The organism is Sulfitobacter mediterraneus (assembly GCF_003054325.1).
GTDB lineage: Bacteria > Pseudomonadota > Alphaproteobacteria > Rhodobacterales > Rhodobacteraceae > Sulfitobacter > Sulfitobacter mediterraneus.
On the sequence record NZ_QBKU01000008.1, the window covers coordinates 153755 to 167937 of the forward strand.

Annotated in this window: 18 protein-coding genes and 1 other RNA gene; 4 read left to right on the forward strand and 15 right to left on the reverse strand. The window is 59.6% G+C overall.

Annotated elements, in window-relative coordinates; translation table 11 throughout:
• Positions 1-58: 58 nt before the first annotated feature.
• From hisN to C8N31_RS14115, 3 genes are all read right to left on the reverse strand, one after another.
• Positions 59-859: a histidinol-phosphatase gene (gene hisN / locus C8N31_RS14105; RefSeq protein WP_025047756.1), complete on the reverse strand. Its 801-nt coding sequence runs from the start codon at positions 857-859 to the stop codon at positions 59-61.
• A 54-nt stretch (positions 860-913) separates the two neighbouring features.
• Entirely contained in the window at positions 914-1285 is a 372-nt protein-coding gene (locus C8N31_RS14110) for a helix-turn-helix domain-containing protein (protein WP_025047757.1), read from the reverse strand.
• A gap of 394 nt (positions 1286-1679) precedes the next feature.
• Positions 1680-2555, reverse strand: a complete 876-nt coding sequence (locus C8N31_RS14115) for a LysR family transcriptional regulator (protein WP_025047758.1) — start codon at positions 2553-2555, stop codon at positions 1680-1682.
• A 123-nt stretch (positions 2556-2678) separates the two neighbouring features.
• On the opposite strand from C8N31_RS14115, the gene C8N31_RS14120 reads away from it, so the two are divergent.
• Positions 2679-2894 (forward strand): YjiS-like domain-containing protein, encoded by a 216-nt coding sequence (locus C8N31_RS14120; RefSeq protein ID WP_025047759.1) that lies wholly within the window; start codon positions 2679-2681, stop codon positions 2892-2894.
• Between the two features lie 126 nt (positions 2895-3020).
• Entirely contained in the window at positions 3021-3797 is a 777-nt protein-coding gene (locus tag C8N31_RS14125) for a Bax inhibitor-1/YccA family protein (RefSeq protein ID WP_025047760.1), read from the forward strand.
• On the opposite strand, the gene C8N31_RS20745 is transcribed toward C8N31_RS14125, so the two are convergent.
• The 8 genes from C8N31_RS20745 to gatC all read right to left on the reverse strand — a co-directional run bounded on the left by C8N31_RS20745 (position 3760) and on the right by gatC (position 9553).
• The gene (locus C8N31_RS20745) at positions 3760-4695 is read right to left on the reverse strand and encodes a P-loop NTPase family protein (protein ID WP_476755909.1); all 936 of its coding nucleotides are present in this window, start codon (positions 4693-4695) and stop codon (positions 3760-3762) included. The two genes, C8N31_RS14125 and C8N31_RS20745, sit on opposite strands and share 38 nt — an antisense overlap.
• Positions 4696-4767: 72 nt before the next feature.
• Complete coding sequence (rpmG, locus tag C8N31_RS14140; RefSeq protein ID WP_011454349.1) at positions 4768-4935, reverse strand: 50S ribosomal protein L33; 168 nt, start codon at positions 4933-4935, stop codon at positions 4768-4770.
• Between the two features lie 118 nt (positions 4936-5053).
• Positions 5054-5761: an SDR family NAD(P)-dependent oxidoreductase gene (locus tag C8N31_RS14145; RefSeq protein WP_025047762.1), complete on the reverse strand. Its 708-nt coding sequence runs from the start codon at positions 5759-5761 to the stop codon at positions 5054-5056.
• A 95-nt stretch (positions 5762-5856) separates the two neighbouring features.
• Positions 5857-6261: RNase P RNA component class A (gene rnpB, locus C8N31_RS14150), an RNA gene on the reverse strand.
• A 94-nt stretch (positions 6262-6355) separates the two neighbouring features.
• A complete protein-coding gene (locus C8N31_RS14155) occupies positions 6356-7075 on the reverse strand; it encodes an N-acetylmuramoyl-L-alanine amidase (RefSeq protein ID WP_025047764.1) in 720 nt (239 codons plus the stop codon).
• The gene (locus C8N31_RS14160) at positions 7020-7739 is read right to left on the reverse strand and encodes a hypothetical protein (RefSeq protein WP_025047765.1); all 720 of its coding nucleotides are present in this window, start codon (positions 7737-7739) and stop codon (positions 7020-7022) included. Before C8N31_RS14160 ends, C8N31_RS14155 begins: the two co-directional genes overlap by 56 nt.
• Before the next feature lie 39 nt (positions 7740-7778).
• Positions 7779-9266 (reverse strand): Asp-tRNA(Asn)/Glu-tRNA(Gln) amidotransferase subunit GatA, encoded by a 1488-nt coding sequence (gatA, locus tag C8N31_RS14165; protein WP_025047766.1) that lies wholly within the window; start codon positions 9264-9266, stop codon positions 7779-7781.
• Positions 9266-9553 carry an Asp-tRNA(Asn)/Glu-tRNA(Gln) amidotransferase subunit GatC gene (gatC, locus tag C8N31_RS14170; RefSeq protein WP_025047767.1) on the reverse strand — a complete coding sequence of 96 codons (288 nt, stop codon included), beginning with the start codon at positions 9551-9553 and terminating at the stop codon, positions 9266-9268. The genes gatA and gatC overlap by 1 nt, the downstream gene beginning before the upstream one ends.
• 186 nt (positions 9554-9739) lie before the next feature.
• Here gatC and C8N31_RS14175 point away from each other — a divergent pair, with 186 nt between their 5' ends.
• Entirely contained in the window at positions 9740-10435 is a 696-nt protein-coding gene (locus C8N31_RS14175; RefSeq protein WP_025047768.1) for a metal-dependent hydrolase, read from the forward strand.
• Positions 10436-10438: 3 nt separating this feature from the next.
• On the opposite strand, the gene C8N31_RS14180 is transcribed toward C8N31_RS14175, so the two are convergent.
• The 3 genes from C8N31_RS14180 to C8N31_RS14190 are packed head-to-tail and all read right to left on the reverse strand — an operon-like array spanning position 10439 to position 11951.
• Positions 10439-10873, reverse strand: coding sequence for a hypothetical protein (locus C8N31_RS14180; protein WP_025047769.1), 435 nt, complete (start codon positions 10871-10873; stop codon positions 10439-10441).
• Complete coding sequence (locus C8N31_RS14185) at positions 10870-11490, reverse strand: DUF5671 domain-containing protein (protein WP_025047770.1); 621 nt, start codon at positions 11488-11490, stop codon at positions 10870-10872. The genes C8N31_RS14180 and C8N31_RS14185 overlap by 4 nt, the downstream gene beginning before the upstream one ends.
• 5 nt (positions 11491-11495) lie before the next feature.
• On the reverse strand, positions 11496-11951 hold the full coding sequence (locus tag C8N31_RS14190; RefSeq protein ID WP_025047771.1) for a nucleoside deaminase: 456 nt from the start codon (positions 11949-11951) through the stop codon (positions 11496-11498).
• A 62-nt stretch (positions 11952-12013) separates the two neighbouring features.
• On the opposite strand from C8N31_RS14190, the gene C8N31_RS14195 reads away from it, so the two are divergent.
• Positions 12014-12859: a pseudouridine synthase gene (locus tag C8N31_RS14195; RefSeq protein WP_025047772.1), complete on the forward strand. Its 846-nt coding sequence runs from the start codon at positions 12014-12016 to the stop codon at positions 12857-12859.
• 24 nt (positions 12860-12883) lie between these two features.
• On the opposite strand, the gene C8N31_RS14200 is transcribed toward C8N31_RS14195, so the two are convergent.
• A complete protein-coding gene (locus C8N31_RS14200) occupies positions 12884-14140 on the reverse strand; it encodes an MFS transporter (protein WP_025047773.1) in 1257 nt (418 codons plus the stop codon).
• Between the last annotated feature and the right edge of the window lie 43 nt (positions 14141-14183).

Below are 14183 nucleotides of genomic sequence, written 5' to 3' on the forward strand. Positions count from 1 at the left end.
GGAAAACAGGTTGAAGAACCAGATGCAGGCAGACCCTACCCTGCCTTTGACCGCTTGGTCAACAATCTTTGAGAATGGCCAATGCCGCGGCGTGAATGTCGGCATTCGCGGCGGCAATCGCGCGGCCACCATCATGGGCTGGGCCACCTTGCCAGTCCGTGACAATTCCGCCTGCGGCCTGCACCACGGCAATGGGCGCCTGAATGTCATAGGGGTTCAACCCGGCCTCAATCACCAGATCCACCTGCCCCGCCGCCAAAAGCGCGTAGGCGTAACAATCCATGCCATAGCGCGTTAGACGCGCCTGCGCTGCAACCGCATGAAACCCGGCTTGATCCGCCGCAGTGCCAACCTCTGGGAATGTAGTAAACACCACCGCATCGGACAGCGGCTTTGGCGCCAGTGTCTGTATGGCACCTGCACTATGCGGACCTTCGAAGGCTGCACCATCTGGCGCGCCTTCATAGCGCTCGCCAATGTAGGGCTGATCAATGATGCCATAAAACGGTCCCTGCCCATCAGACACCGCGATCAATACACCCCAAGTGGGCGTGCCGCTGACAAACCCACGGGTGCCGTCAATCGGATCCAGCACCCATGTGAGGCCCGATGTCCCATCTGATGCGCCATATTCCTCGCCCAGAATCCCGTCCGCAGGGCGTTCTCGCGCCAGAATATCCCGCATCGCCCGTTCTGCGGCGCGGTCGGCTTCGGTCACGGGGTCATAGCCGCCATCGAGCTTGTTTTCAGCGGTCAATGCGGCATTGCGAAAATAGGGCAGAATCACCAAACGGGCCGCATCCGCCATCAGATGCGCCACGCGGCGAATATCGCTATCGAAATCGTTGTGTTTGGTCATGGCACTGGCCTGCCACCTCTGGCGAGGTGATGCAAGCCAATGTCATCAATGCTTTCAGGCAACGTCGCTCAACACACGCGCCAGTTCGAACAAGCGGCGGCGTTGATCTTCGGGGATCGCATAATAGGACCGGATCAAATCCATCGCTTCTTTGTCACCCATCACGTCAACGGGCACCTTGCCAGATGTCGTCACTTCGGCGCCTTCGCCTTCCATGCCTTCAAAGAAAAATGCAACGTTCACGTCGAGGGCATCGGCGATATCCCAAAGGCGGGACGCGCTAACGCGGTTTGCCCCGGTTTCATATTTCTGGATCTGCTGGAACTTAATCCCCACCAGTTCCGCAAGCTTTTGTTGGGTCATCCCGGTGAGCCATCTGCGTTGACGGATCCGCTTGCCTACATGCAAGTCTACTTTATGAGCCATCGTGTACACTCCCCCTTCGGCTTAAATGTGCAGTTCGGCCATTTTCATGTTCCCCTTCCGCAACGAAGGAGCGCCGACTGTTGAATAAGTCTACAAAACTTAACGGTTGCGGGCAAAACCTTTTGACGCTGGTTTGGCAATAAGTCCGGTCTGAACGCGCAAACCGGTGATCAACGGACGACTCTCCCTATGCTTGCGCGCCGGAATGCCGCAGGTGACTCAACCGCCCAACATAGATGAAGAGATCGCCGCAAAACATTGAAAAACAATAAAGCTTATGGATGTGGAAAAAATTCGATTCCACTAAAAGTTGAACATTTGTGTAACAACAAAAATTTGTGCTGCGCGATTTTATCGCAACGCACAAATTTTAGGCATTCGGCAAAGACCCGCCTCAAACCGCTCGTAAACGGCCAACTTGACTGGTCGAAAACGCATTTCGCAGCAGCCCGACCAGGGTATCATGCACCTCATTCTTGGCCGACCGACCTCCGTAAAGATTGATCAACTGCAACGGCAGCTCCGGCAGGGCACCATCGTGATCGATCTGCTCCATATGCGGGGGTTCGGTGCCCTCGATCATCGCATTGACCGCGAGATCTGCGCTGACGGCAGCTTCAATCGTGCGGTCGCTGTCCGTATCGAGCGACATCTCCCATGGCATATCGACCTGATCCAGCGCTGCGGTGACATGGGGGCGGAACGTGCAATAGCGGCAAAACGCAAGTTTCAGCGGCCGTTGCCGCCACGTCGCCCCACCGGGCGCGCCCAGCCAGACCAGCCGTTTGCGGGCAATCGTATCGCCGCCGCTGTCCACTTCGGGTTCGGTGGTCAGGATGATGTCGCATTCCCCTTTGGAAAATTGTTCCTTCAGCGTGCGGGTATATGAGGCTTCAAGCTGGATCTTCACGCGGGGAAAGGCGGCGTGGAATTGTTTCAGCACCTGCGGGATCGCCGGATAAACGATGTCATGCGGCACACCCAGCGTGATTTCCCCTTCATAGGCGTGATCAGTCAGCCGGGTGATAATTTCGTCATTCAGCGCAATCATGCGCCGCGCATAGGCCAACAATTGTTCCCCCGACGCAGTGAGCGCAATGGTCCGGCCCGTCCGGTCAAGCAGTTCGAGGCCCAGCATTTCTTCCAGCCGTTTGAGCTGCATTGAGACCGCCGATTGCGTGAGATGCAAAAAACCAGCGGCGCGGGTCACGCCGCCGGAATCGGCCACCGCCACAAAAGACCGCAGGGTCGTGATATCCAGATTTCTCATTCATCAATATCCTTGATGGCCAACATAACAAACATTCAATTTCATTATGCCCATTCGTTGCCATATATCAACCATCGAAATGAATTAAGAAGTTATCATCACGAAATCAGAAAGGTCACTCCCATGACACAGATCACTCTCCGCTCCGCACACCTCGCCTCTTCTCGCAGCACCTCTCGCGCTGCTGCCGCACTGAACGCCGTCCAACTGTGGCGCAGCCGCCGTGCGCTGGCGCGTCTGGATGCACGTATGCTTGAGGATATTGGTGTTTCCGCCGAAGCCGCCGCGACCGAAGCGTCCCGCGCGCCATGGGATGTCCCTGCATACTGGTTGAAATAAACCGATGCCAATCCCGCTCCAGACGCAGGTTCACCCTTGAAAAACGGGGCCATAGGCCCAATATTCCCCTCAATACTTCGCGCGCGTCGCGTGAGGGTGAACCTATTAGTCAATTGGAGGTCTTGAATGGCTGACGTGAATACAATCCGGGCCGCAGCCGGAGCCCGCGCCGCCGATATCGATGCGGGGCTGCGCGCCCACATGAACAAAGTCTACGGCACAATGTCGATCGGGATGCTGATCACATTTGCGGCCGCTTGGGCGCTGTCCGGTCTTGCCGTGACAACGGATCCATCTGCTGCTTCCGCGCAGATCGGCCCTGACAAGTATCTGACCGGCCTTGGTTACGCGCTTTATGCATCTCCGCTGAAGTGGGTTGTGATGTTTGCACCGCTGGCCTTTGTCTTTGGTTTTGGTGCCGCGATCAACCGGATGTCCGCTGCCACCGCGCAAACAGTCTTCTATGCGTTTGCCGCTGTGATGGGTGTCTCCATCAGCTCGATCTTTTTGGTCTTCACCGGTTATTCGATCGCACAGGTGTTCTTGATCACTTCGATCGCCTTTGCCGGTCTGTCCCTCTGGGGCTACACCACAAAGAAAGACATCTCTGGCTGGGGCAGCTTCTTGATCATGGGTGTAATTGGCCTGATCGTTGCATCCATCGTGAACATCTTCCTCGCCTCTTCGGCGCTGATGTTTGCCATCTCTGCCATCGGTGTTCTGATCTTCGCCGGTCTGACCGCCTATGACACCCAGAAAATCAAAACCGAATATCTGGCCCACGCCCACCACGGCGATACAGAATGGCTGGGCAAAGCGGCGATCATGGGCGCGCTGAACCTCTATCTGGACTTCATCAACATGTTCATGTTGCTGCTCCAGCTGTTCGGCAACCGCGAATGATCACGCTTTGAGCGTTAAGTGAACCGGACCGGCCCCGCAAAGGGCCGGTCTTTTTTTTGTATGATCCATAGGATGCCCCATGCTTGAGCTGCGCCCCAATTGTGAACTTTGTGACTGCGACTTGCCGCCAGAAGCCACGAATGCCCGAATCTGCAGCTATGAATGCACTTTCTGTGCCGATTGCGTTGAAAACATCCTTGAGAATGTCTGCCCCAACTGCGGTGGAGAGTTTGTGCCCCGCCCCATCCGCCCGGCAACAGCACGCCGTGCAGGCACCAGCCGCGCACATCAACCGCCAAGCGATAAACGCCGCTCGCTCAGGCACGATATGGACAACGTCAAAGCGCTGGTCGCTGCGACCAAAGACATTCCCCCTGCTGATCGCTAAGGCTGTTTGTCCAGCCATGCCTGAACCTCGGGAGGGCTGCGCAGGTGGGCCACCTTCAGCCTCATCCGCCTCGGCCAGTAGCTTGGCGATCTTGGCGCGAGAATCATGTCTGGTTTGCCAGATGAAGTGGTAAAACCGCAGGGTTTCAGGGTGAAGCCTTTCGTGGCAACCCGGCGGCAGATCGGGCCGCGCTTTGCCCAGATAACGAAACAGGCGTTTGGTCACCCGCCACAGACGCAAGCCCACCGGCAGATCCAGCCAGATCAGCATATCGGCACGCTGCATCCGGTTGCCATAGGTCACGGACATACCGCCCTCGAAGACCCACCTGTCCTTCCTCTCTACGGCTAGCGCCATAGGCAATTTCTCTTCCATCGGACGTTCGACCCAGTTTTCCTGCCAGTGGATCTGGTCCATGTGAAAAACCGGCAACCCAAGTCGCGGCCCCAGTATCCGCGCCAGGGTCGATTTGCCCGATCCCGGTCCGCCAACAATCATCACACGTTTCATCAAACGCCCTCCCCCTCAAACGCAAAAAGCCGCGCATAAGCGCGGCCTTAGAGCGATCCAAAGAGACTGATCTTACTTGATCTTGCCTTCTTTGTATTCCACGTGCTTACGCGCAACGGGGTCGTACTTACGGACAACCATCTTTTCCGTCATGGTGCGTGCGTTTTTCTTGGTCACGTAGAAATGGCCTGTGCCCGCGGACGAGTTCAGACGGATCTTGATCGTGGTTGGCTTTGCCATCTTGTCATCTCCTGCTGCACCTTAGACCATCGGGCGGGGTGCGTGAATTCTGAAACCTGGCTTGTAACGGGATGCGGGCGCGTGTCAACCGCAAAAGCTATGGGAAATCATGCTTTCCTCACAACTCAATCCGCACGTCATGCATCCACAGTTTTGCAGGCCGCGACAACATGAAAACCACTACATCGGCCAGATCATCCGGTTCAGTGAAAATATGGTTCGGCACATCCTCGCCCGCCTTGTCGAACATGCCCGTGTTGGTGCCACTTTGATAAAGCCCCGCCACCCGCACGCCGCTTTCGGCCTCATCTTCCTTCAGTACGTCGGTAAAGCCCCGCATGCCGTATTTGCTGGCGGTGTAGACCGATTGCCCGGCCTGCGCCAAAACGCCGGATTTGGACACAACATTGAGAATCGCCGCCTCTTCGCGGCTGCGCATTCCCGGCAACAAAGCACGGGTCAGATGGATGGCGCCGCTGAGATTGGTGGCCAGAGTGGCCTCGATCATGGCCGGATCAATGCTGTCGAGTGGGCCCGCCTTGTGCCAGATGCCCGCGTTGTTGATCAGAATGTCGATGGGGCCAAAATCATCCAGAATCGCCATTGCAGCGGTATCGATCTGTGCCGAATGGGCCAGATCACAGACAAAGCCTTGCGCGGCTGGTGCGCCCGCTTGCAGCGCCTCTGCAGCCACGGCATCCAGACGGTCTTTGTTGCGCCCAAGCGCCGCGATACGCAGGCCCTGTGCCGCCAGTTTCAGGCAGATGTGCCGCCCGATGCCATCGCTGCCGCCGGTGACAAGGGCGGTTTTTCCGGTGAGTTGCATGGGCTTGCTCCTGATTGCGCCGCCCGATGGGTGGGGCGCGGAAAATTTGAATTTTCCGTGCCGTTTTCTTGGAGGAAAACGACGCCGGTTTGAAAATGCGCGGAAGGCCTATAAGCCGGATTCTGTCCAGGGCTTGCGCCCCTGGATGACCATTCCTCTGACCGCACCGTTGCCGATGCAGCTATAGCTGCCAACCCGAACCTGCTGGGGCAAAAACAGCCCCGCCCCCTTGCGGCGGCACGCGGTCCCTATTTGGCATTGCTCCCGGTGGGGCTTGCCATGCCGCCCCTGTTGCCAGCGGCGCGGTGGGCTCTTACCCCACCGTTTCACCCTTACCCGTCCGGCGGTATCGGTTGCCCGACACAGACCCGAAAGGGCGGTTTCATTTCTGTGGCGCTCTCCGTCGGGTTGCCCCGCCCGGGCGTTACCCGGCACCGTTGTTTTTTGGAGTCCGGACTTTCCTCGACAATTTGCATCGCCGCGGTCATCCGGCCTTCCGCGCAGGGTGCGGCGTAGCGTGTCATTGCGGCTGCCGTCAATGGCTGCACGGGCGGGATTGAGTATTTGAGGGCCAAAAAGGGAGAAGGAGGTCGATTAATCCAGCACCGGTAGGTTCAGATCATCTGGATGCAGGGCACCCAGCCGCCACGGCGCAAAGCGCAGGCGTGTGGCGGTGAGCAGATCCTCCAGCGACGCCTCTGCGGTAAAGCCTGCGGCGCAAGCGGCGGTGCGAAAGCTGTTTTCGGTTGGGGTCTGGTCCTTGGCGGTTTGGACGGCGGGCTGCGCGAGTCCCTGCCGCGCAAGACGCGCCCAGTCAAATTGCGGACCGGGATCGCATTTGCGCCCCGGTGCCATATCAGAGTGACCGATGACCCCCGCTGGCACAATCGACCAACGGTCCATGATCTGGCGCAGCAGGGCTTCCAGCGCCTGCATTTGTGGTTCTGAAAACGGCTGTGAGCCGGTGTTGTCCAGTTCAATCCCGATGGAGCGCGAGTTGATATCGGATTGCCCGGCCCATTCCCCGGCGCCGGCATGCCATGCGCGGCGATCCTCCGGGACCAGGCGCAGGGTTTCACCGCTGTTTGCAATCAGGTAGTGCGCGGACACCTCTGCCTCAGGATCGCACAACCGGTCGCGGGCGGCCAGTGCGCTGTCCATGGCGGTGTAGTGGATCACGATCAGGCTGGGCGTCAGCCCGTTCCGGCGCGGGCCGCAATTGGGCGAGAGATGATCGGTGATCTCAGGCCCGGACACGTCAGCCTTGGGCCGCGCGGCGGAACGGGGTTGGATCCCAGTCGCAGGCAAAGCCATCGCCGTCCGGGTCCATGCCTTTGCGGTCTTTTTGCGGACCGCCGCGCGCGAGGAAGTCAATCTGTGCCTGATCTGGCGTGCTGAACGACCGGCAGGACCGGGCGTATTTTGCCGCCTTGTTCAGGCCGATGCGGCGATAGACCTGCTCTCCCACTGCGTTTGACGTGCTCAGGGCGTAGGCCACGATGTTGGGGCCAGAATCAACGCGGGTTGGCAGGGCCTCAGGTGTGACCACCTCATACTGCGCCTTGTTGGCGGCAATGCGGGCGGCGTCATCATCAATGCTGCGCTGGCCTGACACCGCGTCAAAGTTGTTCTCGTTCGAGATCCCTGCCGTGTTCACCACTGCGGGCGGCGGGTTGGACGGGCTGGCGTTGATCGGCGCCGCACCGCTGTTTGGCACACCCGGACGGGTCGCCGCCAACACACGGGCAGTTTCCGCCGCCGTGGCCGCCGCAGATGGATCGCTTGGCGTTGCGGTCCGTAGCGGGGTTTCCGCGATCACAGGTGCAGAGGGCACGATCCCGGCCAGCGCTGCGTCACGCTTGCGTTGCTCTGCCTCGAAACTGTCAAAACCGGCGCCCTGCCCCGAGTCCGGGATGGCAGGCTGACAAGCAGCGAGAACCGCGCCAGCGGCGAGAACGAAAAAGGCCTGTTTGATCATGTGCACTGCTCTGTCTTTTTGACGGTTATTGGCGCAGGTTTACCACCATTTGTCTGCCTTGGCTACAAAGCCTGCGGCCTTCTCCAGCGCATAGGCAGAAGACAGCAGATCCGCCTCTTCCCAAGGTCGCCCGATCAGTTGCAGGCCCAGTGGCAGACCCTGACGGTTCTGCCCCGTCGGCACCGCGATGCCCGGCAAGCCCGCAAGGTTGACCGTGACGGTGAACACATCGTTGAGATACATCGCCACCGGATCGGCATCGGTCATCTCGCCCAGACCAAAGGCCGCAGACGGGGTGGCCGGGGTCAGGATGCTGTCGATGCCTTGGGCAAAGACATCTTCGAAGTCTTTCTTGATTAGGCTGCGCACCCGGCGGGCACGGTTGTAATAAGCGTCATAAAAACCGGCGGACAGCACATAGGTGCCAATCATCACGCGGCGCTGCACCTCGTGGCCAAACCCTTCGGCGCGGGTGTTTTCATACATCTCGGTGATGCCGTCCCCAGCCTCAAGCGTGGCGCGGTGGCCATAGCGCACACCGTCATAACGCGCGAGGTTCGAAGACGCCTCAGCGGGTGCAATCACGTAGTACGCGGGCAAAGCATATTTGGTATGCGGAAGCGAGATATCTACGATCTCGGCGCCGGCGTCCTTCATCATGGCGATGCCGTCCTGCCAGAGCGTCTCAATCTCTTCTGGCATGCCGTCCATGCGGTACTCTTTGGGAATACCGATCTTCTTGCCGCGAATATCACCGGTCAGCGCCGCCTCAAAGTTTGGCACCGCCAGATCGGCCGAGGTGCTGTCTTTGGGGTCATGCCCGCACATTGCCTCAAGCATGATCGCAGCATCGCGCACCGATTTGGTCATCGGGCCTGCCTGATCCAGCGAGGAGGCAAAGGCAACAATGCCCCAACGCGAACAACGCCCGTAAGTCGGCTTGATCCCAACCGTGCCGGTAAAGGCCGCAGGCTGGCGGATCGACCCGCCTGTGTCAGTGCCAGTCGCCGCAAGGCAAAGGTCCGCTGCAACCGCCGCAGCAGAGCCACCGGAGGAGCCACCGGGCGTCAGCGCCGCATCATCATTGCCGCGCCGCCACGGGTTCACTGCATTGCCGTAAACGGAAGTCTCGTTGGAGCTGCCCATGGCGAATTCGTCCATATTCAGCTTGCCCAGCATCACCGCGCCATTGTCGAAAAGGTTCTGGCTGACGGTGCTTTCATACTCTGGCAGGAACCCTTGCAAAATACGCGATCCGGCCTGAGACGGCACACCCTTGGTGCAAAACAGATCCTTGATCCCGATGGGCAGACCGCACATCGCGGGCGCGTCACCGGCGGCAAGACGCTTGTCGGCAGCATCCGCTTGCGCCAAAGCCACATCCGGCGTGTTATGGACAAAGGCATTCAATGCCCCCGCGCCATGGATTGCAGTGAGGCAGGCCTCGGTCAGGTCTTTGGATGTCACATCGCCGCTGCGCAACGCATCGCGTGCGCCAGCCAGGCCCAATTTGTTCAGTTCAGTCATTATTCCACCACCTTCGGCACGGCAAAAAACCCTTCGCGGGCATCAGGCGCATTGGCCAGCACTTTGGCCTGCTGGTCCCCATCGGTCACCACATCTTCGCGCCGCTTCAGCTTTTGCGGCGTTACCGAGGTCATCGGCTCGACCCCTTCAATGTCCACTTCGTTCAGCTGTTCAATGAACCCGAGGATATTATTGAACTCCTGCGCCAGCGCCGGCAGCGCCTCAGGCTCTACCTTGATGCGGGCCAGTTTCGCCACGCGGGCGGCGGTGTTTTCGTCGATCGACATGAAGGCTCTCCATCTGCTTGGGCGGCGGTGTATCCTTCCTTTTGCGCCCTCGCAAGGGTGCGCCCTGCCCGCCTCTTCATTTGGCCCAAAAAACCTCCCCCCGGAGGGCCGGTTTGCCGCCAGATGCCGCACTTGCCGCAGCGCCAGAACAGATTATGCTTTCCCCAATCGAAGGGGAGAACACATATGAATATCATCTGGCTTGGCCACGGCTCATTTCGCATCGAAATCGAAGATCAGGTGGTCTTGATCGACCCTTGGCTGAACGGCAATCCGATGATGCCCGAAGACGGTTATGGGGCCGCCACCCAAGGCGCGACGCATATTCTGGTCACACATGGTCATTTTGATCACATCACCGATGTTGTGGAGATCTCCAAATCCACCGGCGCGCCGGTTTCAGGTATGTATGAGCTGGCGCAATACCTCGCGGCGGGCGGTGCGGTGGAGGGGGCGGCTTATAACATCGGCGGCACGATCCCGCTGGGCGATAACGTGACAGCCGCGATGGTGCCTGCGATGCATTCGTCGTCCACCATGGAGAGGGACAAACCTCTGGCTATGGGCCACGAGACAGGATTTATCCTGCGCGGTGAAGGGCATACGGTCTATATCTCGGGCGATACCGGCATCATGGCCGACATGGACTGGATTGGCGATTTTTACAAACCCGACATCGGTATTCTGTCGGCGGGTGGGTTCTACACCATGGGCATGGCCGAGGCCGCCTATGCCGCAAAACGTTATTTCGACTTCAAAACCGTGATCCCCTGCCATTACCGCACCTTTGACGCGCTCGAACAATCGGCCAAGGCGTTGGCAGACGGGTTGCCGGGGGTCAATGTGATTGAACCGGAGGTGCTGGAGCCGATCCGCCTGTAACGTCTACTGGATCGCCCATTTCATGCCCACGCCAGTGCGGGCGTGGACCACACATCCCTCCGCCCCGTCGAATGTGATGTCCTGAAAGGGATAGCGGTCGCGGAGCTGGGTGTCGGTTTGAAAGGTGGCGCAGACCTCAAATTGATCGGCGCTGCTCCAGATGAAGACGTATTCTTCGTTCGTGACCGGATCGCGCGCATCTGGTTTGCGCACATGGCCGGCGCACCGATCTGGCGTTTCTTGGGATTCGCGATCACCCAGCGATGGCTCAACCGGAAGGTTGCAACGGTAATACTGCCCCAGTATGCGCAGGTTCGCTGCCCGCTGCGCGTCGTTCTTTTCCATGCAGGCATGTCCCGGACCGCCCACGACCATCAACGCGGCACCCAAAGCGCCGCACACAAGGGCCACGCAAGCCGCAAAAAGCAGCTTGTTCATGCCGCGTCCCCTTTGCGGATATCCCCCAGATAATACAGGAAAATCAGGCCAGAGACCGCGCCGACAACCAGCGCCTTGGCCAAAAACTGCAGAGTGAAATCACCGCTGAGGAAGGCATAGATCACCGACACCAGATCGCCCAGCAACACGCCGGACGCGCCCAGCAGGGTCAGATAGGTCATCCAACGCCGGATCGCCGACCGGTACAGCGCCGGATCGGCGGCCAGTTTGCCGCGTTCCCGCGCGGTCAGCCACAGATAGGTCGGCGCCGTCACCACCAGAACCGCAATCGCCCAGCGGATGCCATGGCTGCTGCGGTAGCCTCCATCATCAAAGGCCCGATCAATCAGATGGTTCAGCAAAAGCACCAGATGGATCGCGCCAAACAGCAAGACCCCGAACATCAGCGCGTAGATAAAGAAATCCCGCGCCGAAACGGTGGATTGCGGCCTTGGCACCGGGGGCGCGAACGGGGTGTCTGCCCAGGCGCTCAATGCATCCGACACTTCTGATGCGCTCCAGCCTGAGGCGGTCAAGGCGGTTGCAATCTCATCGCGGCTTTTGCCTGCGCTCAATGCATCTCGGGTAAAGCGGGAAAGCTCTTTACTGACAGCCATACCAATTAACCTTTTCTTTTCGCTTCAAAAAACTCTTTCAACATGGCCTCCGCCGCCGCCCCGTCAATGCCGTCAAACACCTCTGGCACATGGTGGCATTGCGGATGCGAAAACACCCGTGCGCCCTGCGCGACCCCACCTGATTTGGGATCGGAAGCGCCATAATACAACCGCGCCACCCGCGCCGCCGATATCGCGGCGGCACACATCGGGCAGGGTTCAAGCGTCACGTAAAGCGCATGATCCGGCAGCCGTTCGGACGCAGCCGCCGCGCAGGCGGCGCGGATTGCCAGCACCTCGGCATGGGCGGTCGGATCGTTCAATTCACGCGTGCGGTTGCCCGCCCGCGCCACCACTTGCCCCGCCGGATCGACGACAACAGCGCCCACCGGCACTTCGCCGCGCACGCCAGCGGCGGCCGCTTCGGCCAGGGCGGCCTGCATGTGGGATCGAAACACCATCCCTTTTCATGCCCGCAATTGCCGCCCTTTCGCAACCCGCACAAACAGGGTAAGCGGTCGGCATGACAGAGAATGCCCCCAAAGAGACCCCGAAAGGCGACCGGATCGCCAAAGTTCTGGCCCGTGCCGGTGTTGCCTCCCGCCGTGAGGCCGAGCGCATGATCGAGGCAGGCCGTGTGCGCGTGAACGGGGAACAGATCCTGTCTCCCGCGCTGAACGTGACCGAGAGTGACGCCATAATGGTCGATGGCAATCTTGTGTCAGAACCGGAGCCGCCGCGCATGTGGATGTATCACAAGCCCACCGGGCTGGTGACCAGCGACCGCGACGAAAAGGGCCGCGAGACGATTTATGACAAAATGCCCGAAGACATGCCGCGTGTGATGTCGGTGGGGCGTCTTGATATCAATTCCGAAGGGCTGCTGCTGCTGACCAATGACGGCGGCATCAAGCGCAAACTGGAACTGCCCAGCACCGGTTGGCTGCGCCGCTACCGCGTGCGCGTCAACGGGCGGCCCAGCGACGCCGCGTTGGAGCCATTGCGCAAAGGCATCACCATTGAGGGCGAGCGGTTTCAGCCGATGACCGTGACGCTGGACCGGCAGCAGGGCGCAAATGCCTGGCTGACCGTGGGGCTGCGCGAGGGCAAGAACCGCGAAATCCGCCGCGCAATGGAAGCTGTGAACCTCAGCGTGAACCGCCTAATCCGCATCAGCTATGGCCCGTTCCAACTGGGTGAGCTGAAATCCGGTGAGGTCGAAGAGGTGCGCCGCAAGATCGTGCGTGACCAATTGGGGCTCGAGATCGAAGACGCCAGCGGCACCGCGCAGAAAAAGCCCAAAACGGTGCAGCGGTTTTCAAAGCGCCGCAGCAGCATGGCCGGAAAGCCCGGCAAACCCCGCCGCTAAATCACGGCTGCCGCGCCGCCAGAGTTACCAAGCGGCTTCAGGTTCGGCAGTCTCGGCGGGCAACAACGGTCCGGCGGGCTTCAAACGCGCCTCACCCAGCCTCGGATGCAGGCGCCCTGCGATCCCCCAAGCAACAAAGCTGGCCGCCCCTGCCGCGACAAAGATGCCCGAGATCGGCGCAGCCAGCAGGATCAGCCAGGCAATCCCCGGCGTGGCAATGCCCGACACATCGCGGAACGAGGAATAGATCGCCGACATCTCGGTCCGCTCGGACGGTTTGACCGCCATCAAAAAGGGCAGCCCGGCGCAGATATCCAGCAAAATCAAAAAGAAACTTCCGCAAAACAGCAGCGCAATCGTGGCGAGCGGCAAACCCGCCACAAAACCGGCCAGCGCAAAGAGCATCCCGCAGGCCATGAACCCAGTGCGCACAGAACGGCGGATGGACCCCGCCTGCATCCAGCGCAGCATCATCGGCGACAGGAACAGCGCTGCATTTGTCAGCGACAGTAAGATCCCGCCCAACTGTTCCCCTAACCCGTTTTCCACAGCAAAAATAGGCAGATACACCACGTAGGCCCACCAGCCACAGGACCGGATCACCGCAAAAAGCCAGCCTGCGATCAACCTTGGCTGTTCAAAGAACCGCCCCAGAAACGACAGCGGGTTGGGCGGTGCCCGGCGGGCCCGCGTGATCAACTTGCCATTGCCCAGCCGCATATAAAGGAACACCGCCAACATCAAAGCGGCCGCAACAGCAGAGACAACGAAAGGCGCAGGTTGCCAGACAGTCCAAAGCACCACGCCCAACACCGGGCCGAGCGTCCAACCCAAAGCCGAATAGAACATGCGCAGGGTCTCGCATTTGCCCAATTCCACCCGCGCGATGTAGTCCAGCACATAGGCGTTAAAGCAGACAAAGGTTGTCACCGTTGCCAGTGAATTCAGCACCAAGGACGCCACGATCATTTCGGGCCGCCCCGTCATCGCCAGCCCTGCCGAAACAACAAAGCCAAACGCCCCCACACCATACATCCAGCGGCGCGGTACAAACCGGTTCAGGAAGGGCACCAGCAGCCCCACAATCAAGGACACAACCCCGATGCAAAAGTAGATCGAGCTGATCAGCGCGGCATCTTTGAGAGCATCATAGATCGCCACAGGATAGACCGAGATCAAGATCCCTCGCGCAACGGCTTCACATCCCGCCAGCATCGCGAACCCTCTGACAGAGGGGGCTGGCGCGTGGCGGATCCATTCGGGAATACGGCGTTCGAACATAAGAAAAATTCACCCCATGTTTTTGGCCAACTTGACTGAGAAT